14 protein-coding genes are annotated in these 23238 nt (G+C 46.6%); 9 read left to right on the forward strand and 5 right to left on the reverse strand.

Annotated features, from left to right (window positions below):
- Positions 1 to 168 precede the first annotated feature (168 nt).
- The 3 genes from ACXAH6_RS12725 to ACXAH6_RS12735 form a co-directional block, all read right to left on the reverse strand.
- Entirely contained in the window at positions 169 to 498 is a 330-nt protein-coding gene (locus ACXAH6_RS12725; protein ID WP_474877359.1) for a DUF3718 domain-containing protein, read from the reverse strand.
- A gap of 209 nt (positions 499 to 707) precedes the next feature.
- Positions 708 to 1145 carry a hypothetical protein gene (locus ACXAH6_RS12730; RefSeq protein WP_474877361.1) on the reverse strand — a complete coding sequence of 146 codons (438 nt, stop codon included), beginning with the start codon at positions 1143 to 1145 and terminating at the stop codon, positions 708 to 710.
- The gene (locus ACXAH6_RS12735) at positions 1108 to 1920 is read right to left on the reverse strand and encodes an MFS transporter (protein WP_474877363.1); all 813 of its coding nucleotides are present in this window, start codon (positions 1918 to 1920) and stop codon (positions 1108 to 1110) included. The genes ACXAH6_RS12730 and ACXAH6_RS12735 overlap by 38 nt, the downstream gene beginning before the upstream one ends.
- A gap of 472 nt (positions 1921 to 2392) precedes the next feature.
- Here ACXAH6_RS12735 and ACXAH6_RS12740 point away from each other — a divergent pair, with 472 nt between their 5' ends.
- Both ACXAH6_RS12740 and eutC read left to right on the forward strand, forming a co-directional pair.
- Positions 2393 to 3784 (forward strand): ethanolamine ammonia-lyase subunit EutB, encoded by a 1392-nt coding sequence (locus tag ACXAH6_RS12740; RefSeq protein WP_474877365.1) that lies wholly within the window; start codon positions 2393 to 2395, stop codon positions 3782 to 3784.
- A 3-nt stretch (positions 3785 to 3787) separates the two neighbouring features.
- Complete coding sequence (eutC, locus tag ACXAH6_RS12745) at positions 3788 to 4624, forward strand: ethanolamine ammonia-lyase subunit EutC (protein WP_474877366.1); 837 nt, start codon at positions 3788 to 3790, stop codon at positions 4622 to 4624.
- A gap of 30 nt (positions 4625 to 4654) precedes the next feature.
- On the opposite strand, the gene ACXAH6_RS12750 is transcribed toward eutC, so the two are convergent.
- Positions 4655 to 5035: a hypothetical protein gene (locus tag ACXAH6_RS12750; protein WP_474877368.1), complete on the reverse strand. Its 381-nt coding sequence runs from the start codon at positions 5033 to 5035 to the stop codon at positions 4655 to 4657.
- A gap of 308 nt (positions 5036 to 5343) precedes the next feature.
- On the opposite strand from ACXAH6_RS12750, the gene ACXAH6_RS12755 reads away from it, so the two are divergent.
- Entirely contained in the window at positions 5344 to 6831 is a 1488-nt protein-coding gene (locus tag ACXAH6_RS12755) for a S10 family peptidase (RefSeq protein WP_474877505.1), read from the forward strand.
- Between the two features lie 36 nt (positions 6832 to 6867).
- On the opposite strand, the gene ACXAH6_RS12760 is transcribed toward ACXAH6_RS12755, so the two are convergent.
- Positions 6868 to 8031 carry an aminotransferase class I/II-fold pyridoxal phosphate-dependent enzyme gene (locus ACXAH6_RS12760; protein ID WP_474877507.1) on the reverse strand — a complete coding sequence of 388 codons (1164 nt, stop codon included), beginning with the start codon at positions 8029 to 8031 and terminating at the stop codon, positions 6868 to 6870.
- Between the two features lie 472 nt (positions 8032 to 8503).
- Between ACXAH6_RS12760 and ACXAH6_RS12765 the strand changes: the two genes are divergently transcribed.
- From ACXAH6_RS12765 to ACXAH6_RS12790, 6 genes are all read left to right on the forward strand, one after another.
- Positions 8504 to 13942 carry a glutamate synthase-related protein gene (locus ACXAH6_RS12765; protein WP_474877369.1) on the forward strand — a complete coding sequence of 1813 codons (5439 nt, stop codon included), beginning with the start codon at positions 8504 to 8506 and terminating at the stop codon, positions 13940 to 13942.
- 29 nt (positions 13943 to 13971) lie between these two features.
- Positions 13972 to 15762, forward strand: coding sequence for a diflavin oxidoreductase (locus ACXAH6_RS12770; protein WP_474877371.1), 1791 nt, complete (start codon positions 13972 to 13974; stop codon positions 15760 to 15762).
- Positions 15763 to 16035: 273 nt separating this feature from the next.
- A complete protein-coding gene (gnd, locus tag ACXAH6_RS12775; RefSeq protein ID WP_474877372.1) occupies positions 16036 to 17487 on the forward strand; it encodes a decarboxylating NADP(+)-dependent phosphogluconate dehydrogenase in 1452 nt (483 codons plus the stop codon).
- A gap of 243 nt (positions 17488 to 17730) precedes the next feature.
- A complete protein-coding gene (locus ACXAH6_RS12780; RefSeq protein ID WP_474877374.1) occupies positions 17731 to 18660 on the forward strand; it encodes a cation diffusion facilitator family transporter in 930 nt (309 codons plus the stop codon).
- Between the two features lie 241 nt (positions 18661 to 18901).
- Positions 18902 to 21709, forward strand: a complete 2808-nt coding sequence (locus tag ACXAH6_RS12785) for a bifunctional aconitate hydratase 2/2-methylisocitrate dehydratase (protein ID WP_474877375.1) — start codon at positions 18902 to 18904, stop codon at positions 21707 to 21709.
- A gap of 247 nt (positions 21710 to 21956) precedes the next feature.
- Positions 21957 to 23228, forward strand: a complete 1272-nt coding sequence (locus tag ACXAH6_RS12790) for a ribonucleotide-diphosphate reductase subunit beta (RefSeq protein ID WP_474877377.1) — start codon at positions 21957 to 21959, stop codon at positions 23226 to 23228.
- The last annotated feature ends 10 nt before the right edge of the window (positions 23229 to 23238 follow it).

Raw genomic sequence — 23238 nt, forward strand, 5'->3', positions numbered from 1 at the left:
GGTCCAATTTAATATTGCACTGCTATGGCTGTTGCTTCAAGTGAATTATTTATGAAACGTTGGATAGTAAGTAGGCTGAATTAGGGGGTTTTTCATAACTTTTGCATAAAAAAGCCCCGGCTAGATGCCGAGGCTAAAAACTCAGGGAGAGTATTGAGGAAGGAAAGCTTAGTGAGCAGAAACCTTCGCTGTCATATTCTCGCTGTACTGACCGCCAGTGATGTAGTCGTTGATGGAAACCACATTTGCACCGTGTTGTTCCACGAAGTCGACTAAGGTTTCACCGTTACACTTAACAAGTTCAACAGCTTCACGTTTTGTTAAACCCGCTTCCTTGATAGCTTGGTTTAATTTTAGCTTGCTGCCCTGGGTGGCTGTGATGCAGATTTCAGTCGTAGCAGCTTTATCTGTTGCTACCAATACTGTGTTTGCATTAGCCATGGTAGCAGTACCAAAAGCGATAGAGATTACAGCAATAGTTTTAGCGAAAGTTTTCATAGTGCGTTCCTTTTTACCAGTTGGGAGAAGTATCGTTTACTTACTTTTAACTAGAGCAATCAGGATGCCAAAATTTATTTTTCTTTATTATCAGTAAGTTATGCTGTTTTTTTACTGTTGGTTGATTTTTGTGCGTAACGAATCACACCACTTGGTTTAATTTTTTGACCAAAAAGTGGTTAAATTAACATCTGTTCGAAAATGCGTGATTAATATCCCGTGGTCGTGCTTGTGTTTTTCTCGGTGAGTAAAAAAGACAGCAACAATGCGGCAAGAGCCATAAAACAAAATGTGTGTAGGGTCGTCAGTAAGTAGTGATTGTTGTCGGCGGACATAATTACCACCATGGCAATACCTGCAATTTGGCCTATCCACAATAACATGCCTTGCGAGGCTGATTCAGGCGCTGGCGCGCAGCGCTCGGCGGCATATTGAAAGCCCACAGGGCCTATTCCCATAATACAAAAACCAATCACAAAGCTACTTATCTGCAAAGCAATAAGCAGAGAGCGACTGGTTTCAAACCAGTTACCGGCGTAAACGAATAAAATGAGAGCAGGCAATAGCATCATTAAAGCCATGACTATTAATGGCTTACGCTTACCGATTTTATCGGAGATAGTGGATATAACGATACTGCCAACCATGCCTCCAACCAGCATTGTGCTGCTGAGTAAGCGTACTTACTATACTATCAATCAGGCTGCTTATAGCATTGATAATACCCAAGCCAATAAAAAACAAGACCAATAAAATCAGCATGTCTCGGCTGTGTACTAACAACTTCAAGCCTTCGGTGAAGCTGAGCGTTGGTGTGTGTGGGACTTCATTGGCGGTATTGCTTGGATACGCAATGATTAGGGCAGCACCACCGATCAAACCCATTGCGCCATATAAATACATCAACCATTGCAAGCCAGCTTCGGCAGAGAAGTAATCGATGAAAAGGGGCCCTAGTGCCATAGCGCCTAGCATTCCCAAGTATTGAGAAAATACAGCCAGTCCCGCAGCAATACCGCGTTCGCTGGGGCTAAACCAGTGCATGGTGAGTGTGGTAATAGCATTGAGCAAGAAAGGTTGTGCTACAGCCAATGTAATTTGCGCCGCTAATACGAGGGTAAAATTCTTCACCCAAATGGCCTTTATCACGCTAGCTACGATTAATATAGCGCTACCTAGTATCAGGCTTTTGCGCAAACCATAGGTATCAATAACGTAAGAAGCGGGAAAGCTCAGTAGCAAAAATACCAGCATATAAACCATGGCTAATAAATCGATATTGAACCAGCCATGCAGTTGTCCCTCGTAGAATTGAGTGGCTTGCGTAGCAATGGGTGCATGAGATAGCCACTGTAGTTGAGTAGCGGTGAGTGCAAACATGAATGCAATAAACAGTACAAAACGAGCTGAAGAATGAGTCATAAATTGGCCGTTAATTATAATTGTTGATCTTCCGTGACAAACCGACTGAAGATGAGGTTTGAAATTTATACGTTATCAGAGCCGGCAAAAATTGCACGGACAAAATTTAAGCAGAAATGAGCGGTTTGGGTATGTCTAATTCAAGACTGATGAAATGGGCTGTCAGTGGTTATAATTGTACTTATCGCTTTAAGTTAGCTTGTTGTAGTGCCTGATCTCCCTTGTCTACATAATGATACGGGTTGCTGCCATTTAATAGAGTGCATTTAATCCAAGTCATAATCACATTCCTTGTGCTTTACTTAACTGTACGCCTTGTTATTAGTCACAGCAACTAGCTTTACAGAAGGTTTTAAACGCCATATAAAGGTATGAATTTTCATTCTTAAGTTATTTATTACAATCTCATTGAGCGATTGATTAATCGAGTATGCGTGACGCATTATTGCACTAACGACAATGGGGACGATAAATGCAGCACTCGATGTTTGCTGGTGGGCAACACTGGCAATTCAAAGATTTAAAAACCGTGATGGCGAAAGCGAGTCCGCTTCGCTCTGGTGATTATCTTGTTCAGCTTGGCGCAAGTAGCGCACAAGAGCGCATTGCTGCGCAAATGATACTGGCTGACTTACCTCTGGTGCATTTTCTAGAAAACCCGTTGATCCCCTATGAAGACGACGAGGTTACACGTTTAATTATCGACACCCATGACAAACAAGCTTTTGCTCCGATTTCGGCGATGACGGTAGGCGATTTTCGCAATTGGCTCCTCGCGACCGACGTAACGGGCCAAGACTTAAAAGCCTTATCAATGGGGCTGACACCTGAAATGGTGGCCGCGGTGAGTAAAATTATGCGTGTGCAAGACCTCATCCTCGTGGCGCGCAAAATTGAAAATGTCACTGCCTTCAACAATACATTAGGGCTAAAAGGTCGAATGTCTACTCGCCTGCAACCCAATCACCCTACCGATAACCCCACAGGTATTGCTGCCAGCATGCTCGATGGTTTGCTTTACGGTAGCGGTGACGCAGTTATTGGGGTAAACCCTGTCAGTGACAGCACGCAATCGGTTGTCACCCTGATGAAAATGCTCGACGAGGTGATTAATAAATATGACATCCCCTCCCAGTCTTGCGTATTGTCGCATGTAACAACCCACATCAGTGCCATAGAGCAAGGAGCGCCTGTCGATTTGGTGTTTCAATCTATTGCGGGCACTGAGCTTGCCAATAAAGGCTTTGGCATTAATCTCGCCGTGTTAAAAGAAGCCCAAGACGCGGCCTTATCTCTGGGGCGAGGTAAGGTGGGGAATAACGTTATGTACTTCGAAACAGGGCAAGGTAGTGCCTTGTCTTCAGACGGTCACCACGGCGTTGACCAACAAACCTGTGAAGTACGTGCTTACGCTGTCGCTCGCGCCTTTGACCCTCTACTGGTTAACACCGTTGTTGGCTTTATCGGGCCAGAATATCTATACAACGGCAAACAGATTATTCGCGCGGGGTTAGAAGATCACTTCTGCGGTAAATTAATGGGGTTACCCATGGGCTGTGATATTTGTTACACCAATCACGCCGACGCAGACCAAGACGACATGGATATGCTACTGACTCAATTGGGGGTTGCGGGTGTGAATTTTATCATGGGTATACCCGGCTCTGATGATGTGATGCTGAATTATCAAACCACGTCGTTTCACGATGCTCTGTATGTGCGCGATGTACTTGGTTTGTCACCTAGCCCTGAATTTGAAGCTTGGCTTGTGAAAATGCAGATATTCGACCAGCACAACGGTTTGATAAGCCGCAAAGGCTTGCCTCCGGCGTTCGCTCATTTAACGGCTAAAGTAGGGGGCTAGTGTATGTCGGATAAAAATCACCGCCCTTGTTATATTGCCGACCCTTGGCAAGCCATTAAAAAGCACACTAGCGCGCGAGTGGGTATTGGGCGAGCGGGTCATAGTTTGCCCACTCATGAATGGCTGCGTTTTCAGATGGATCACGCAAATGCACGTGATGCCGTTCATATTCCATTAGATTTAGAAAAGCTGATCGACGACCTACCGGTTGAGAACTACGTGTTACGACTTTCATCACAGGCAGCAACAAGAGATATGTATTTACAACGGCCAGATTTGGGCCGCCGATTAGGTGAAGTCTCACACCAACGACTGACAGAGTTTTCAAAAGGCCAGCCTTTCCCAGCACGTGCGGCCATTGTGATCGCAGATGGTTTATCGTCTACAGCGGTGCAACAGCACGCACCGGCAATGGTAGAGCAGATAATGGAAGCCTTGGCGGAGCATAAATTTACCTTGGCACCACTGTGTGTCGTGTCACAAGGGCGAGTGGCTATCGGCGACGAAATTGGGCAATTGCTCGACGTAGAATTACTGATTTTACTGGTTGGGGAAAGACCGGGTTTAAGCTCTCCTGACAGTTTAGGTATTTACTATACTTTCAAACCTAAACGGGGCAGACAAGACGCCGAACGCAATTGTATTTCGAATATTCGGCCCGGTGGATTAACGTACGAAGAAGCCACTGATAAACTCATGTGGTTAATTTTGCGCTCAATACAAATGCAAGTGTCTGGAATACAATTAAAAGACCAGTCAGAAGCTTTAGTGTCTCCCGATGATAGCCGCCATTCTGAGCCAGTATTTTTACTCGCACCTGAGAATACGTCCCGCGAATGAGGCGGGACGACTCGTCAAACAGCGTCGTGCTTAATCACAGAGCTGTTCGCCCCACCAATCACCTTTGCCGACTTGTTTGGTCACTTCGTCATCTTTGATCATAATCGCGTCTGTGCGGTAGCCAGAATATACGCCAAACAGATTCTTTGTATTGTAAGTTACACAGACCAAATAACCGTAGTACACACCGTCTAATTCATTACCTAACCAATAACGCTTGGGCTGAGTCATGCCTTTGTAGGTGGTGCTGTCTGGGTCACTTTGTACCTTGCTGAAATAGTCTTTGATAACGGCTTCATAGTTATCGGGAAACTCGCCATAGTCGGCTGCTTTTACTTCGGCTTCGTTGGGCAGCGTGGTGCAACCAGAAAGCGCAGCAATGGCTGCACAGGTGAGCATTAGCTTTTTCATTGCATGTCCTTTTGTGTGGCAGTAATTGAATGACTTCGACGATAGCTTTGAAGGTTTGTTCCCGTCAATCAAAACCCAAGTCGTTGGGTAAACAATCAGGTAAATGGGAAAGATACTGAGATAAGTAACCGCACAAGTTGCCGCTTTCTGTGTTGTTCCTGCTAAGATCGAGTAGGCTAAATCGTAATTGATACGTGTAGTTAGCAGCCGGGGAATAATCCACTGCCTTGTGTAGTGCTCAACAATAAAAACGACATAGAGACAACATGAAACCATTAAAGCAAACACTCCAAGCCCTAACGTTAGGGATGACACTGTGTGTAAGCGCCCAAGTTTTGGCGAATGAGCACAGCCGTGAAATTGATATCGACAGTAGTGTAGTAACTGAACACAAAACCAAAATTAAAGGTGAGCGTGTTAATTATTCTGCGACTGCGGGAACACAACCTGTATGGAATGATGAAGGCGATGCCATTGCCACGCTCCAATATACGTATTATCAACGTACCGACGTGAAGAATGATGGCACACGACCTTTGGTGATCAGTTTTAACGGTGGCCCAGGCTCAGCATCGGTATGGATGCACATTGCTTACACCGGCCCGCGTATTTTGAAAATCGACGACGAAGGCTATCCAGTGCAACCTTACGGGATGGCAACCAATCCATATTCGATCTTAGATGTGGCAGACATTGTTTATGTTAACCCAGTAAATACGGGGTATAGCCGTGTACTAAAAGACAAAGACGGTATAATGCGTAGTCGTCAAGTACAGAAAAGCCTGTTTTTTGGTGTAAAGGCTGATGTGAAGTACCTCGCCGAGTGGATTAATACTTTTGTGACTCGCGCAAATCGCTGGGAATCACCAAAATATCTGATTGGTGAAAGTTATGGAACCACACGTGTTTCAGGCTTGGCGCTAGAGCTACAAAACGCCCAGTGGATGTACCTGAATGGTGTAATTCTCGTTTCTCCTACCGACCTTGGCATTAAGCGTGATGGCCCAGTTGAAGCGGCTAATCGCTTGCCTTACTTTGCCGCAGCAGCATGGCATCACAAAAAGTTAGCGCCAGCTTACCAGCAAATGGAACTTGAAGATTTCTTGCCACAAGTAGAAGACTTCACTCTTAATAAATTGCTACCAGCATTGAGCAAAGGTGGCTTTATCGAAGCGGCTGAAAAGCGCGATGTGATCAAGCAAATGTCTGCCTATGCGGGTATTTCAGAAAAATCGATTGAGCAAAATAACCTAGACGTGAGCACTTGGTATTTTTGGAAAGAGCTACTTCGCGATGAAGGCAAAACTATTGGTCGCCTCGATAGCCGTTACTTAGGGATCGACGAAAAAGAAAGTGGCGCGCGCCCAGACTACAATGCTGAACTGACATCTTGGTTACATTCGTTCACGCCTGCGATGAACTATTATCTTCGCAATGAACTGAATTATGTTACCGATGTGAAGTACAACATGTTTGGCTCTGTTCATCCGTGGGATCGCACAGGTAACGAAACCGGTAAAAACCTGCGTTTGGCAATGGCAGCTAACCCATACTTGAACGTGATGGTGCAATCAGGTTACTACGATGGCGCAACAAATTACTTCGACGCCAAGTATACGTTGTGGCAACTAGACCCAAGTGGAAAAATGAAAGACCGCTTGAGCTTCAAAGGGTATCGCAGTGGCCACATGATGTACTTACGTCGCGAAGATTTGCAAAAATCGAATGAAGACTTACGCGAGTTTATTAAGCAAGCCACACCAAAAGCTGGGCAAGCGGCTAAATACGACCGTTAACGCTTTATTAGCACAGTAAAATCGTGTTGCGGCGCTCTATAGCGTCGCAACAAATTCTCCCAAACGACGAATCCCCTCCGTTAAGTTCTCTTCGGAAGAGGCAAACGATAAGCGCACAAAATCACGCGCTTGGGCCAAACCAAAATCATTACCCGGTGTTAATGCCACTTTGGCTTGTGCTAATGCTTGTTCACAAAAGGTCATGGCATCAAGCCCGGTAGTGCTCACGTCGATATACACATAAAAAGCGCCATCAGGCACCACCGGAACCGACAGGCCAATTTCCTCCAGCCCTTCTATGATAAGTGTTTTACGCGCAATCAGTAATTGTCGGCGCTGTTCGCATTCATCAAGAGAGGCTTGAGTAAAGCACGAAAGCGCTGCGTGTTGCGCAAGGGTAGATGGGCAAATATAGAGATTTTGTGCCAACCGTTCCATCACATCAACCATACCGTCAGGCACTACACACCAACCCAAACGCCAACCAGTCATGCCAAAAAATTTGGAAAAGCTATTGATCACGATGGCGTCATTGTCCAATGCAAGTGCAGTCTCCGGTTGTTGTGTTTGATGATGAAGATTCAAGTAAATTTCATCAATGATTCTGAAAGCCCCTCGACTTTTGGCAAATTCACACAGTGCACTGAGGGCCGGAGTGTCGATGGCTGTGCCAGTGGGGTTTGAAGGCGTGGCTATCATGAGTCCTTTGGTATCAGCTTGCCAGTGGGATTCTACGAGCGGTAAGTTTAATTGAAAGTGGCTGGTTTCATCGGTAGGAACCAACTGTACATCCCCACCAAAGGTGCTAACAAACTGTCGATTACAAGGGTAAGACGGGTCGCCAATCATCACCTTGTCACCAGGATTCACCAAAGCGCTACATACCAACAACAATGCAGCAGAAGCACCTGCCGTAACGATAACCCGCGACGGTGAAACACTCACGCCGTGATGAGATTGATAAAAATCGGCGATGGCTTGTCGCAGTGCGGGTAACCCTAGTGCAGACGTATAGGGTAAGTCTTGCTGTTGCAAAATGGTTTGCATGGCGGCAAGAACGGGGGCGGGAGCGCCAAAATCGGGTTCGCCAATGTTTAACCGAATAACATGATGGCCTTGTGCTTCTAACGCAGCGGCTTTTTCGCCAAATGCCATGGCGTAAAACGACGCCATCGACGCTGCACGTTCAGAGATGTACATGGTTGAAGAACTACTCATATTGGTAAATTGACGGCATTTTTGAACAAAAAGCGTTAACACTTCACGTACAAGCTAAAACCGCATAGAAAACCTAATTTTTGATCAGGCATAAAGTGGATAAATATTATCCTGATTTCGAGTGATACTAAAGAATAACTGCTGTAAGACGGTCATACGTTGTAAAATCTTCACGAATACATATTCATAAAAAGTGAATATGTATATTTTCTGTTTTTTTAATTTGTTAAGTCACGGAATTAGCTTAGCGCCAGCATTAAAGGGATGTGGATAGCTTGTTAATGGCAACCATTATCATTTGCGTTTATTCTGATGCATGTGTATGCTGTCGAGCCGCCAAATTAGATGGCACTGTTAGTCAACCACCAGCGCGTATTAAAAGCCGTAGTCGGCAGTACTAATAATAATAACTTTACGCATATCACATTGGTGAGTGGTTACATTGAGGAAATGTATGACCATGCGTTATTTATTTAATAGAGAACACGAGCATTCAAGTTGTGGTGTGGGTTTTATTACTCATAAACAAAGCACGCAAACACATGAATTATTGCAGCACGCGCATCAAGCACTATGCATGATCCCCCATCGCGGTGGATTCAGTGCAGAAGGCATTGGTGATGGTGCAGGGGTGAATATTGATATCTCCCTGAACTTTTTTCGCTTTCTGACTCAGCGCCCAAATTTGCAATTAGGGGAATTTGGCGTTGCTAACTTTTTTTATCCTTCTGATCCACAGCAGCACGCGCATGCAGAGTCGATACTGAAAAAAGTACTCGCAGAACATGACTTAGCGGTACTGCTTTGGCGTTTGGTTGAAGTCGACCCAAGTGTGTTGAATGAAGAAAGTGCCATGGCGCAACTTTTGATTCACCAAGTGGTATTTAAACGGCCTGACGACATACCAGATCAAGCTGCTTTTGAATTGCGAATTCACGCCGCACTGGAAGAAATTGAAGCCATTGCCTTTACCGAAGAAGCGTTAGAAGGGTTTTATCCACTGTCGATGAGTTCGCGTACTCAAGTATTGAAAGGGCGCTTAAACAGTTGGGAAGTACTACCCTATTTTAATGACCTCAATCATCCCGAACATCATATTCACACCTTGTATTTCCATACCCGGTTTTCAACCAATACAGCGCCGAATACGATGTTTGCTCAACCGTTCCGACGCATGGCGCACAACGGTGAGCTGAACACCGATAGAAAAAATCGCTTGAGTGAACAGGCGATAGGGCGGTTTCATAAGAAAGAAGTGATTTTCCCTAAGGGGCAGTCTGACTCTGCGCGTTTGGATCAAACCTTGGCTCGCCGAGTGATTGAAGACAAACTCAGCATCGATACGGCGGTGTTGGCTATGATGCCTCCAGCTTGGGAGAATGACACCCGTTTACCTGACGATGTACGCGCCATGTTGGAATACTTCAGTTTATATGAAGAAAAGAACGATGGCCCTGCTGCGCTGGTTTTCGGCGATGGAGAAATCGTCGGTGCACGTTTAGACCGTTTGGGTCTTCGCCCGCTGCGCAGTGTTGAAACTAATGACTATTTGGCGGTGATGAGTGAAGCCGGACAAATCGACTTTCCTGCCGACACAGTATTGCGCCGTGGTCGTATTGAAGCTGGTGGTATGGTGGTGTTCAACCACAAAACCAAACAGGTTGAATACACCAATGATGTACTTGCCCGTTTAGCGGCACAAAAAGACTACGCAAGCTTGCTGAAAAAGGCCAGTTTGCCCTTGGCGTCGCTACCACCTGCGTCACAAACGGTAGAAATAGAGCACGCACTCAAACCAGCGGCCCGGCATGTGGCGTATGGGCACAACCAAGAGAGCTTTAAGTTTATGCTCGACCCCATGCTGCAAACCGGCATGGAAAAAATCTCGGCCATGGGATATGGCTTGGCGCCCAATGCCTTAGCGGCAGAAGAAGGCGGCATGTCGCGCTACTTCAGCCAGCGCTTTGCTCAGGTTACCAACCCACCACTCGACAGCATTCGCGAAGCAGACGGTATGACACTGCGAGTTGCATTAGGTGCAAAACCGAGTTTTACCTCGCGCGCCACGCAACAACTGGTGTTGCAGTCACCTATTCTTCAACCAGCGCAATTACAGCAAATCTTGCAGCAGCAAACTTTGGTAGTAAAAACCATTACTACGCTGTTTGAACCAGACTTTGACAATGAAACTAGCAATCAGCAGCGTTTAACCGTTGCGCTAAACGCCGTTTGTGATCAGGTTGAAGCTGCAGCACTCGCTCATGCCGATATTATTGTATTGAGCGATGAAGCCGTGAGTCATCAACACGCGGCTCTGCCTGCCATTTTGGTGATTGCCGCAGTGAACCAACGCTTGATCAGCAAAGGCATGCGTTTTGAAACCAGTGTGGTGTATGCCACGGGCCAAATTGTGAGTACACACGACGTGGCTTGCATATTGGGCTTTGGTGCTTCTGCGGTATGCCCGCTAACGGTAGCCACACGAGCCAAAGAGTTATTCTCTGATGCTGCAGGCGTTCAGCAAGGGCTGAATGCGTTCCAAAAAGCCGTGGAAAAAGCGTTGATGAAAACCATGGGTAAACTCGGCTTGTGTACCGTTGAAAGTTACATTGGCGGAGAGTTTTTTGAAGCCAACTTTATCGACACCCACGATCTGGCATTAAAAGCGATTTTCCCAAACATTCACTCTCCAGTTGGTGGTGCGCAATTTAGCGATATTGCGCAAACAGCGGCGAAATGGCAGCAAAAAGTATTTGAAGTACAAAGCGAGAATGAAATTCCTTTGTTGGGGCTGTTTAAAGAGCGCAGCGATGGTGCGGGGCATAGTTTTGGTGTAACCGCAGTGCGAGAGTTTATCGCGATGACTGAGGAGCCTCTGGCTTATCCTGAGCAGAAGATGCCGGACCATCCGCTGTGGATACCAGACGATGAAGCGTATCGCAAGTTAGGGTACGAAGCGTGTACCGAACAGCAAATTGACAATATGGCAATCACGCCCGCGTACCGAAGTTTCTGTAAAGCCTTATACGAAGAGCGTGCGCAACGCCCCGCAGCATTGCGTGATGTATTGGCCATGCCGTTAAATATCGCCAATTGTGACAGCATAGATGCATTGTCGACCTTACTTGACGGTGTTGATTGGCAGAATAATGTGCATATTGCCTGGCAGGGCATGACAGTCACCACCACTGACCTGCACTTGACCATGGCCTATCCCGGGCAGGCTGAAAAGCTTGGTTGGTTAGCCCAAGCTATTGGGCAACGTTGGCCGGCACTCGAGGGTATTCAGCACAATGGTGAACAGCTAGAAGCTGAATTAGATCATCGTGGGTTGGCCGTAGTAAAAGGCTGGATTGGTGCCCCTGCGCCAGTAGAGCTCGCCGTGGTGCAGCCCGCTCACTCTATCACCCGTTGCTTTGCCTCGGGCGCTATGAGTCATGGTGCTTTGGTGGCAAAGGCACACGAAGCGGTTGCCCAAGGAACTAACATTGCTGGCGCCATGAGTAACTCGGGCGAAGGCGGTGAAAACTCTCGCCGTTACAACAGTATTAAAGCGAGTAAAATTAAACAATTCGCTTCGGGCCGTTTTGGTGTTTGGGTTGGTTATCTCGCTGACCCATCACTTCAGGAAATTGAGATTAAAATCGGTCAGGGGGCAAAACCAGGCGAAGGCGGGCAGTTACCTGCGCCCAAAGTGAACGTGGAAATTGCCGCAGCGCGTGGCGGTACACCCGGCGTTGAATTGGTCTCGCCACCTCCCCATCACGATACCTATTCTATTGAAGACTTGGGCCAGCTTATTCACGACGCCAAAGCAGCACGAGTACGCGTTATTGTTAAGTTGGTGTCGTCTGAAGGTGTGGGCACCATTGCGGTTGGTGTTGCAAAAGCGGGCGCAGACGTGATCAATATTGCTGGCAACACCGGTGGTACTGGCGCGGCGCAAGTGACCAGTTTGAAAAACACCGGCCGTGTCGCCGAGCTTGGTATTGCTGAAGTACACCAAGCGCTGTCGGAAAACGGTCTGCGCGACAATGTGGTATTACGTTGTTCCGGTGCACACCAAACGGGCTTAGATGTAGTGAAATCTGCCATGTTGGGCGGAGATTCGTTTGAGTTTGGTACCACTGCGCTGATGATGCTTAAGTGTGTTATGGCGAAAAACTGTAACCTGAAATGTCCTGCTGGGCTGACCACTAACCCAGAAGTGTATGAGGGCGACCCTCGCGCGCTGGCGCAGTATTTCATTAACGTAGCGCAGGAGGTGCGCGAATGGCTGGCACATTTGGGCTTCCATTCGTTACAAGAAATTCGTGGCCGTTGCGACTTACTGCATTTGATGGACCACAAAAACATATTCGGTCGCTTGGATATGCGTGCCTTATTAACGCCGCCGACAGTAAAACATGTTCCGGATGCGCGTTCATTACAGGCAAATTTTGCGCCTGACGATGAGTATATTGCACAAGCTAAATCGGCATTGGCACAAGGTTTTGACGCGCCATTGGTGATCCAAGGGCCAAAACTCAACAACTGTAACAAAACCACCGGTGGTCAGTTTGCCATTGATATTGAGCGACACCTCAATTACGACCTCAGTGATGAAGCGGTTGAAGCTCACCCCCACATTGACGTATTGCCCAATGGCCGCCGCGTATTGCGCGACGGGACCATCATCGTTAATTCCACCCATTCTGCTGGGCAAAGCTTCGGTGCTTTTAACAATACAGGCATAAATTTACACCATTCAGGTACCTGTAACGACGGTGTAGGTAAAGGCGCAAGCGGCGGTAGAATCATAGTGACCAACCCCGGCGGCGGTGCGTTAAATGAAGCAGAAGGTAACGTGCTAATTGGTAACTTTGCTTTGTTTGGGGCGACCGGTGGCGAGCTGTTTGTAGAAGGTCAGGCGGGGGATCGCTTTGGTGTACGTAATTCCGGCGCCGTTGCGGTTGTTGAAGGCGTAGGTGACTTCTGCTGTGAGTACATGACCAACGGCAGTATTGTCAATTTGGGCGGCTTTGGTAAGGGGTTTGGTAACGGTATGAGTGGCGGTACTGCATATCAGTACGACCCTACCGGTGCGATCACTCAGCGCTGTTCACTCGACTCGGTTAAGGTGTTGTCGTTAGTGAGCAATGACGCCGTGGTTGCTGGTCAGGAACTTGCCCTAAAACTGCATCTACAAGCGCACGCTGACCTGACCGGCTCGGTTGTCGCTACGCGTTTGTTAGACAACTGGGAGCACGAAAAACAGCATTTCTTCGTTCTCATTCCCACCGCGTTATACGGCCACCATTGCAGTGGCGCGATAGCCGAAAAGCTCGACAAAAAACAACTGCTTGAAGAATTAGCACACGCGTGGGGGATATGGCAATTGCGCCGTGTGTCCGAGGCGTATCACAGCAAGCAGTTTATGTTTGGTGGGCGCGTGCCGGGATACGGTGATTGTGACACCCACTTGATTTGCCAGTATGTCAATGCGATGGGCGTGTTACGCCGAGCGCAGGCGCAAGCTGAAAAAAGCGCACTGGTGAAAGACAGCAGTGTTTCAGACAGTGAAATGGCGCATTACTTAATTAAGAGTGAAGACCGCAAACTGGTAGAGCAAGTGCAAAAAGACCTAAAAGCAGCGCTTAAAGACTTTAGCCCTCAAGCGTTGGCAGCTTTGTTGGCAGACAAGCGCGTAAGAGATTACAAAGAAGCGTTTTGTCGCCGTGAAGTCGCCGATACCCGTGCTTTTGGTACTTCAGTGTGGATCCTGCATCGCGATTATGAAAATCAGCAGGAGCTCAAAGACTATCCATCGTTGGAACAAGCGCTTGCAAGTTTTTACACCGGCGAATTAACCGCCGTGATGGGCCAGACTGAAGCCGTTGCCGTGTCGCAATAGTCAGTGCAGTAAAGAGATTGGAGAAACAAATGACGAACCAACAAAAACCGGCACTGGCCGTACCTTATTTACCCACCGACATTCCATTTAGTGGTGAACAAAAGCAATGGATGGGTGGCTTCTTAGCGGGCTTACATACTCGTTTACATGTGAATGGCGGTGCCACGGCAGCAGCAAGCGTTGCAGCGCCAGTGGCCCAGAAACCCGTGATGATATTGTTCGGTTCACAAACCGGCAATGCAGAAGACGTTGCAGAACAAGCGGCCGATTTTGCTCGTGAAGCTGGCCTAGCGCCTCAGGTGTTGGATATGGATGATGTCAGTCCAGAACAACTTGTTGGCGTAGAGCGCTTGTTAATTGTTACCAGTACTTATGGCGAAGGCGAAATGCCCGACAACGCACAAAGCCTATGGGACGCAATGAGTGGTGATGACGCGCCAGCACTGGCTGGAACCTTTTTCTCGGTATTGGCGCTCGGAGACACTAACTACGACGAATTTTGTGTTGCGGGTAAAATGTGGGATGCCCGTTTAGCCGAATTGGGCGCAGAACGTATTTATGATCGCGTTGACTGTGATGTCGATTTTGATACGCCAGCAGCGAATTGGATCCAAGGCGCGGTGCCGATTATCGCGCAAAAGGGCAGTGAAGCGGCGGGGCCAGTAGCGGCAACGGCGTCATCCCCTAAAAAGGCAAAGTCTAAATTTGGCCGCAACAATCCGTTGCCAGCTAAGTTATTACGCAAAGCCGTGTTAACTCAGCAAGCATCGAGCAAAGAAATTGTGCATTATGAGTTTTCATTGGCAGGCAGTGGCGAAACCTACGAAGCCGGCGATGCACTGAACGTGATAGTGAAAAACCGCCCCGACCTGGTTGAAGAGTTGTGCCAGATACTAAACATTGAGGCTGGTGAAACAGTTAACTGGCAAGGCGAGGTCATAGATGCTCATACTCTGCTAAGCGAGCGTTTGGAAATTCGTACACCGAGCAAAGCCTTTATCGCTGAAATAGCTAACCAATGTAATGACCCGTCATTTCGCGATTTGATCAACAGCGGTGACAATGAGGCTATGAGTGATTTCTTGTGGGGCAAAGACTGTGTGGACTTACTGAATGACTATGGCGTGTCATTCAGTGCAGAGGTGTTCTGCAATCTTTGTAAGGCGATGGCACCACGCGCGTATTCCATTTCCTCAAGTATCAATGCTCACCCAGAAGAAGTGCATTTAACTATCGGCAGTGTGCGCTACCATCAGGATGGCCGTGACCATGCCGGTGTGTGCTCTACCTATTTGGCTGATATCGCTGAAGAGGGTGACGAAGTCTTGTGTTACTTTGCACCAAATAAAAACTTCTCGGTGCCAGAAGACAGCAGCTTGCCCATGATTATGGTTGGTCCAGGTACGGGGATAGCGCCATTTCGCGCATTCCTCGAAGAACGTGAGGCAACCGGTGCCTCGGGAGACAACTGGCTGTTCTTTGGTGATCGCAATCGCGCCAGCGATTTCATTTACGAAGACGAAATTACCGCCATGCAAAATAGCGGTGTGTTAACTCGTTTAGACCTCGCGTTTTCTCGTGACCAAGCTGAAAAACTCTATGTGCAAGATCGCATGAAGCAACAAGGTGCTGAGCTGTTTGCTTGGTTCGAGCGCGGTGCCTATTTCTTTATTTGTGGTGATGCTTATCGTATGGCTAAAGACGTGGATAAAGCCCTGCACGAGATTATTGCAGAACACGGCAATATGAGTGCGGAGCAAGCAGCCGATTACGTGGAGCAGCTTAAGAAGCAAAAACGCTACGTACGAGACGTGTACTAACCTTTTGTTATCTCACTCTGGCCCTGCCATATTTGAGCAGGGCTTATGAGTACTTCAATATTTAACTTTCAATTGATATTAATTCTCATTATCATTTGTGTCGCTAGTCATTTATCATATATTTGATAACCGTAATCAATTGGACTTGGCACTGCGGAAATTTTAGTCTTTCTTTGCCTTGCATAATCTAAATTAGCAACATCAAGAGAGCCTGTTGTTAGGAATGCACACCAGCAACTGAATTGACACACTCACATAGGACATCATACGAGCATGAAAGAATTATCGGATATCGCTGTAGTAGGTTTGGCTGTAATGGGAGAAAACCTGATCCTCAATATGGCCAGTAAAGGCTTCACCGTAACGGCGTACAATCGCTCTACAGACAAGGTGACTAAGTTTATTGAAGGCCGGGCCAAAGGAAAGCATATCCGTGGTGCGCATAGTGTTGAAGAGCTTGTTAGTTCACTAGCCACACCTCGCAAAATCATGCTGATGGTTAAAGCTGGCCCAGCGGTAGACAAAATGATTGAGCAATTGGTGCCACACCTTGAACAGGGCGACATTATCATTGACGGCGGAAACACCCATTTCCCCGATTCTAATCGTCGTGCTGCAGCGCTACATGAGAAAGGTATTCACTTTATTGGTGCGGGTGTGTCAGGTGGTGAAGAAGGTGCGCTTACAGGCCCTTCTATTATGCCCGGTGGTGCTCACGACGCTTGGCCTGCGGTACAGGGTATTTTCCAGTCTATTGCGGCAAAGGTTGACGATGGTGCGCCCTGTTGTGATTGGGTTGGCGAAGACGGCGCAGGCCATTTTGTTAAAATGGTACACAATGGTATTGAATACGGCGATATGCAGTTAATTTGCGAAGCGTATCAAATCATGAAAGAGCTACTTGGTATGAGCGCTGACGAAATGCATGCGGTGTTTGCAGAATGGAACCAAGGTGAACTCGACAGTTACTTGATAGAAATTACCCGCGACATCTTGGGTTACAAGGAAGATGGCGAGCCATTGGTAGAGAAAATCCTTGATACAGCAGGCCAGAAAGGTACCGGAAAATGGACTGCGGTATCAGCCCTTGAACACGGTGTGCCATTAACTCTGATTGGTGAAGCAGTATTCTCACGTTGTTTGTCGGCGCAAAAAGAAGAACGCGTTGCGGCGTCTTCAATTCTTTCTGGGCCTAAGGCGACGTTCGAAGGCGACAAGGCTGCATTTATTGAAGATATTCGCAAAGCCTTGTTGGCGTCTAAAATTGTGTCCTATGCCCAAGGTTATGTATTAATGCGCGAGGCCGCGAAAGAGTTTGGCTGGGATCTGAACTACGGTGGCATTGCCCTTATGTGGCGTGGTGGCTGTATCATTCGCTCTACCTTCTTGTCTCACATCAAAGAGGCATTTGATGCTAACCCTGAGTTAGTGAATTTAATGGTAGCGCCTTATTTCGTAGACAAACTGTTGGGCGCGCAACAAGGCTGGCGTAATGTGATTGCCGTTGCGGCCCAAAATGGTATCCCTACTCCCACGTTTAGCGCTGCACTGAATTACTTTGACGGGTACCGCTGTGGCCGCTTGCCGGCTAATTTATTGCAGGCTCAGCGCGATTATTTCGGCGCGCATACTTATGAACGCGTTGATAAACCGCGCGGCGAGTTTTTCCATACCAATTGGACAGGACGAGGCGGCGATACTGCGTCTTCTACCTATAACGTTTAGTCGCTGTATTATCTACATTCTTTTCTGGGGGCGCGTCTGGCGCTCCCATGCCTTACTATTTTTGTGTTTTTTTTACCGCGGAGTTAGTGGTAACCTCTCTCCAAATTCGACACCTCTCGCCCACATCAACGTTTGTTGAAAGTTAAGGACATTGGCAAGTGTAACTATAGGTGCCACGATATCGGTCAATGATCATGCCACGAAGGCGTTCATTGATTGGCTTTTGTTCGAAATGGTAAGACATTGACTATTAGTAAAAAATCAAAAAACAGCTGGGTTAAAGCTGCAACTACTTGTGCCATTATTGTGGCCTCTTCACTGGTATTGATGAAGTTGATAGGCTGGTTTATTACGGGCTCAACGGCAGTATTAGGCTCACTTGCCGACAGCGGTATCGACTTGTTCGGCAGTATTGCAGCCGCTGGCGCAGCACGGTTCGCCGCAATGGACCCTGACGATAATCACAAGTTTGGGCACCATAAAGCCGAAGCATTATTCGCTTTGATTCAGGTGGCTTTGATCAGTGTGTCGGCAACACTGGTGATTTCTGAATCTATTCGGCATCTGTTAAATCCTGAGCCATTACAACAACCCCACGTCGCCGTTTGGGTACTCGCGATCGCCTTGATTGCCACCTTGATGTTGGTGTCGTTCCAAACCTTGGCAATCAAAAAAGTCGACTCGTTAATTGTGCGGGCTGATCGCGCGCATTATTTAGGGGATGTATTAGCCTTGAGTGGTGCGCTCGCGGCGGTAACGATAGGTGAGTACTTCAATATTCCGCGCTTAGACGCAATAGCGGGCCTTGTGATGGGCGGTTTTTTAGTGATTGCGGCATGGCAGGTAATGAACATCGCGATACCTCAGTTAATGGATGAGGAATTACCTGAACACGATAAATTAAAAATCAAAACTATTTTAGAAAAAGACAAAAACGTCATCGGCTATCACGCATTGAGAACTAGAAAAGCTGGTGGAAAGCGTTTTATTCAGCTCGATATACAGCTTGATGCTGAATTGTCGTTTCGCGAAGCTCACGACATCACAGATGCGGTAGAGTTGGCCCTTGAATCGGCGTTTAGTGACACCGATGTGATTATTCATGCCGACCCCATAGGCGAAGCAAGATTAGAGCGACGCGTAATTGAAGATGTTGAAAGTTACGACATCTAGCCGTGTTATAGGTGTTGAAGGGTAGGCTTGCTCAGGTTTGGGGTGATAGCCTTATTCACAAGTTGGTGAGTGTTGCGACATTGACTTGAGTGACTTGTTATATATTTGTTGAATATTTGCTTGTTGGACCATTTCTTTTAGTGATGATGAGTATTGGGGTTTCGTAATTAAATTACATTGAGGTCTGGACGACTTTCTAATATCTTGTAAGTTGATCATCATACCAAAAGACCGAGACGCTATGAGTTACTATTCCGAATACCTGCAAGAAATTGAAGAGCGCAAGCAGCAGGGCTTGCATCCTAAACCTATTGACGGGAGCGAATTGCTTTCTGAAATCATAGCGCAAATCAAAGATACTGGGCACGAACATCGCAAAGATTCGTTGCACTATCTGATTTACAATACGTTGCCAGGCACAACCAGTGCTGCTTCTGTAAAAGCAGATTTCTTGAAAGCGATTATTTTAGGCGAAGAAGTTGTTGAAGAAATTCCGACTGAGTTTGCCTTTGAGCTCCTATCACACATGAAAGGCGGCCCATCAGTAAAAGTATTGCTAGACATTGCTTTGGGTGACGACGCCGAACTGGCAAAGCAAGCTGCCGAAGTATTAAAAACTCAGGTGTTTTTGTACGAAGCAGACACTGACCGCATTGCGGCCGCCTACAAAGCAAATAACCCCATTGCTGTAGATTTATTACAAAGCTATGTAAAAGCAGAGTTCTTTACCAAGCTTCCTGATATCGATGAAAAAATCGATGTGGTTACCTTTATTGCCGCTGAAGGTGATATTTCAACTGACTTGTTGTCACCAGGTAATCAGGCTCACTCGCGTTCTGACCGTGAGCTTCACGGCAAGTGCATGTGTTCTCCTGCTGACCAAGAAAAAATTGTTGAGTTGCAAAAGCAATTCCCTGGCAAAAAAGTCATGTTGATTGCTGAAAAAGGCACCATGGGCGTAGGCTCTTCACGTATGTCAGGTGTTAACAACGTGGCGTTGTGGGCAGGTAAACAAGCTAGTCCGTACGTGCCTTTCGTTAACATTGCCCCTGTTGTAGCGGGTACTAATGGTATTTCTCCAATCTTCCTTACTACTGTGGGTGTAACCGGCGGTATTGGTTTAGATTTGAAAAACTGGGTTAAGAAGTTAGACGACAATGGCGAGCCAGTACTAGACGCTAATGGCGATCCAATTCTGGAACAAGCCTACTCAGTAGAGACGGGTACAGTGTTAACTATCAACACTAAAACGAAAAAGCTCTACAAAGGCGACGAAGAATTAGCGGATGTGTCATCTGCCTTTACGCCGCAGAAAGTAGAATTTATGCGTGCTGGTGGTTCATACGCCATTGTATTTGGTAAAAAGCTACAGAATTTTGCGGCCGAGACCTTAGGTGTTGAAGCAGAAGATGTATTTGCACCATCTAAAGAAGTTTCTCACGAAGGGCAAGGCTTAACAGCGGTTGAGAAAATCTTCAACAATAACGCAGTAGGTGTACCTGAAGGCGTGGCGCTGCACGCTGGTTCTGATGTCCGTGTAAAAGTGAATATTGTGGGTTCGCAAGACACCACAGGCTTGATGACATCACAAGAACTAGAGTCAATGGCGGCAACGGTCATTTCTCCGGTATTGGATGGTGCATATCAGTCTGGCTGTCACACCGCATCGGTATGGGACAAAAAAGCACAGGCGAATATTCCAAAGCTGATGAGCTTTATGAACCGCTTTGGCTTGATCACAGCACGTGACCCTAAAGGCGTTTACCACTCAATGACTGACGTTATTCACAAGGTGCTTAACGATATTACTGTTGATGAGTGGGCTATTATTATCGGCGGTGACTCGCATACCCGTATGTCTAAGGGCGTAGCTTTTGGTGCCGACTCAGGTACCGTAGCGTTGGCATTGGCAACAGGTGAAGCGACTATGCCTATCCCTGAGTCAGTAAAAGTAACCTTTAAAGGCGACATGAAGGATCACATGGATTTCCGAGACATCGTGCATGCTACTCAGGCACAGATGTTGAAGAAATTCGGTGACAACGTGTTCCAAGGCCGCATTATTGAAGTGCATATTGGCACATTAGCCGCAGACCAAGCGTTTACCTTTACCGACTGGACAGCGGAAATGAAGGCTAAGGCTTCGATTTGTATTTCTCAGCCTGAGACCTTGATCGAATCTTTGGAAATAGCCAAGAGCCGTATCCAAATCATGATCAACAAAGGTATGGAAAACGAAGCCGGTACACTTCAAGGTTTGATTGATAAAGCCAATCAACGTATCGAAGATATCCGTTCTGGTACTGGTCGTCCTGTATTGATGCCAGACGACAACTGTGAGTATTTTGCAGAGTTGGTGGTTGATTTGGACGTGATTGACGAACCAATGATTGCCGACCCAGATGTAAATAACGAAGATGTGTCTAAGCGTTATACCCATGATGCAATTCGCTCGCTTAACTATTACGGTGGAACGAAAACCGTTGATTTAGGCTTTGTGGGTTCTTGTATGGTACACAAAGGCGACGTGAAAATTGTGGTACAAATTTTACGTAACCTAGAAGCAAAACTCGGCAAAGTAGAGTTTAAAGCGCCGCTGGTACTTGCTGCGCCTACTTACAACATCATTGATGAACTCAAGCAAGAAGGTGATTGGGAAATACTGCAAAAGTATTCGGGCTTCGAATTTAGCGATGACAATCCTAAGAGTGAAGCGCGTAAGCAGTACGAGAACATCCTCTATCTTGAACGCCCAGGGTGTAACCTTTGTATGGGTAACCAGGAAAAAGCAGAAAAAGGTGATACCGTATTTGCAACCTCAACGCGCTTGTTCCAAGGCCGTGTTGTAGAAGACAGAGACGGCAAAAAAGGTGAATCTCTGTTGGCTTCAACTCCTGTGGTAGTACTGGCAGCAATTCTAGGCCGTACACCAACGCTAGAAGAGTACAAAGAAGCAGTAGTCGGTATCAAGCTTACCCAGTTTGCACCGCCTCGCACTGAGTTAAATACTGCGCCTTCTAATATGATTCCGGTTAAGTCTGTCGGTTAATCAGATAGACGGTAATTTGAACTACCGACTTCATCGTGAAGTGACAAAAATCAATCCCTGCTAACTTGGTTAGCGGGGATTTTTTTTACTTGTGGCTTGTGTTTCTAATCTCATTAATCTAAATGATAATGATTTTTGTTTAAATGTCTTTGCTTTTCATAGAGTTAAGAGTTTTCCATATATAGTGTATTGATCTGGTAATTATCACTACATATAGTGTTTGTGGAATTCAGCTACAGGAAAGGCAATGATTTCATACATACAGAAACGTGATGAACAAATAGAAAATTTTAACCCATCCAAAATTACTCATGCCATTGAAAAAGCCATGCTGGCCACGCAAAGTGGTACCAGAGAACAGGCACAGATAATTTCAGATCAGGTGGTTGAGCAACTCGAACAAATCAAAGCAATAGACAGACGCTACGTTCCTTCTATTGAAGGCGTGCAGAATATTGTTGAAGAAACACTAATGAAAAGCGAGTTCACACAAGCGGCCAAAGCCTATATTTTGTATCGTGAAGAACACGCTAAAATGCGCAAGCGCGATATTTTCACCAAGCGCATTAATCTTAAGCCGTACGAATATCCGGAACTCCTCGAATATTCAGATGCTATTCGTCACTCCTATTGGCTGCATACCGAATTCAACTACACCTCTGATATACAAGATTTCAAGGTGGGTATTTCTATCAGTGAACGCAATGCAGTGAAAAATACAATGCTGGCGATTTCACAAATTGAAGTAGCAGTAAAAACGTTTTGGGGCAATTTACACGGCAAATTACCTAAGCCAGAAATTGGTTCGGTAGGTGCAACCTTTGCCGAAAGTGAAGTAAGGCACCACGATGCTTATTCTCACTTACTTGAAATACTGGGCCTGAACGAAGAGTTTGAACGTTTACAAGAAAACCCGGTAATTAACGAGCGCGTGCAATATCTGGAGTCGGCGGTGCGCCACGCGAAAAGTGACGACAACAAAGATTACGCCGAAGCCGTGTTGTTGTTCTCTTTGTTTATCGAGCATGTGTCGCTGTTTTCTCAGTTTCTGATCATTATGGCGTTCAACAAATTTCGCGCTCAGTTCAAAGGTATTTCCAATGTTGTCGAGGCGACGTCCAAAGAAGAGCAGATCCACGGCAATTTTGGTATCGAGATCATTAAGATTATCAAGCGTGAAAACCCGACTTGGTTCGACAGCCGCCACGCCGCCATGGTGCAGGAGCAGTGTCGTATGGCATATCGCTCAGAAAAGAAAATTGTTGATTGGATTTTCGAACAAGGAGAATTGGCGTTTCTACCCAAAGCCGTAGTGCTTAACTTCATTCAAGACCGTTTTAACCGCTCGCTTAAAAGCATTGATATCGCGCCTGTATTTTCGGTTGATGAGGCACTGCTCAGTGAGTCTGAATGGTTTGATGACGAAATTATTGGCACTAAGCATGGCGACTTCTTTAACAAGCGTTCGATCAATTACAACAAACGCAGCAAGAGCGTAACCAGTGACGACTTATTCTAGGGAGCAGATA

The sequence above is a fragment of the Alteromonas sp. ABE4_545 genome, from assembly GCF_056161325.1.

Coding starts and splice junctions, on each gene's coding strand:
- ACXAH6_RS12725 (WP_474877359.1), bottom strand. CDS start 498: ATGAAAACTTTCGCTAAAACTATTGCTGTAATCTCTATCGCTTTTGGT.
- ACXAH6_RS12730 (WP_474877361.1), bottom strand. CDS start 1,145: ATGGTTGGCAGTATCGTTATATCCACTATCTCCGATAAAATCGGTAAG.
- ACXAH6_RS12735 (WP_474877363.1), bottom strand. CDS start 1,920: ATGACTCATTCTTCAGCTCGTTTTGTACTGTTTATTGCATTCATGTTT.
- ACXAH6_RS12740 (WP_474877365.1), top strand. CDS start 2,393: ATGCAGCACTCGATGTTTGCTGGTGGGCAACACTGGCAATTCAAAGAT.
- eutC (WP_474877366.1), top strand. CDS start 3,788: ATGTCGGATAAAAATCACCGCCCTTGTTATATTGCCGACCCTTGGCAA.
- ACXAH6_RS12750 (WP_474877368.1), bottom strand. CDS start 5,035: ATGAAAAAGCTAATGCTCACCTGTGCAGCCATTGCTGCGCTTTCTGGT.
- ACXAH6_RS12755 (WP_474877505.1), top strand. CDS start 5,344: ATGACACTGTGTGTAAGCGCCCAAGTTTTGGCGAATGAGCACAGCCGT.
- ACXAH6_RS12760 (WP_474877507.1), bottom strand. CDS start 8,031: ATGTACATCTCTGAACGTGCAGCGTCGATGGCGTCGTTTTACGCCATG.
- ACXAH6_RS12765 (WP_474877369.1), top strand. CDS start 8,504: ATGACCATGCGTTATTTATTTAATAGAGAACACGAGCATTCAAGTTGT.
- ACXAH6_RS12770 (WP_474877371.1), top strand. CDS start 13,972: ATGACGAACCAACAAAAACCGGCACTGGCCGTACCTTATTTACCCACC.
- gnd (WP_474877372.1), top strand. CDS start 16,036: ATGAAAGAATTATCGGATATCGCTGTAGTAGGTTTGGCTGTAATGGGA.
- ACXAH6_RS12785 (WP_474877375.1), top strand. CDS start 18,902: ATGAGTTACTATTCCGAATACCTGCAAGAAATTGAAGAGCGCAAGCAG.
- ACXAH6_RS12790 (WP_474877377.1), top strand. CDS start 21,957: ATGATTTCATACATACAGAAACGTGATGAACAAATAGAAAATTTTAAC.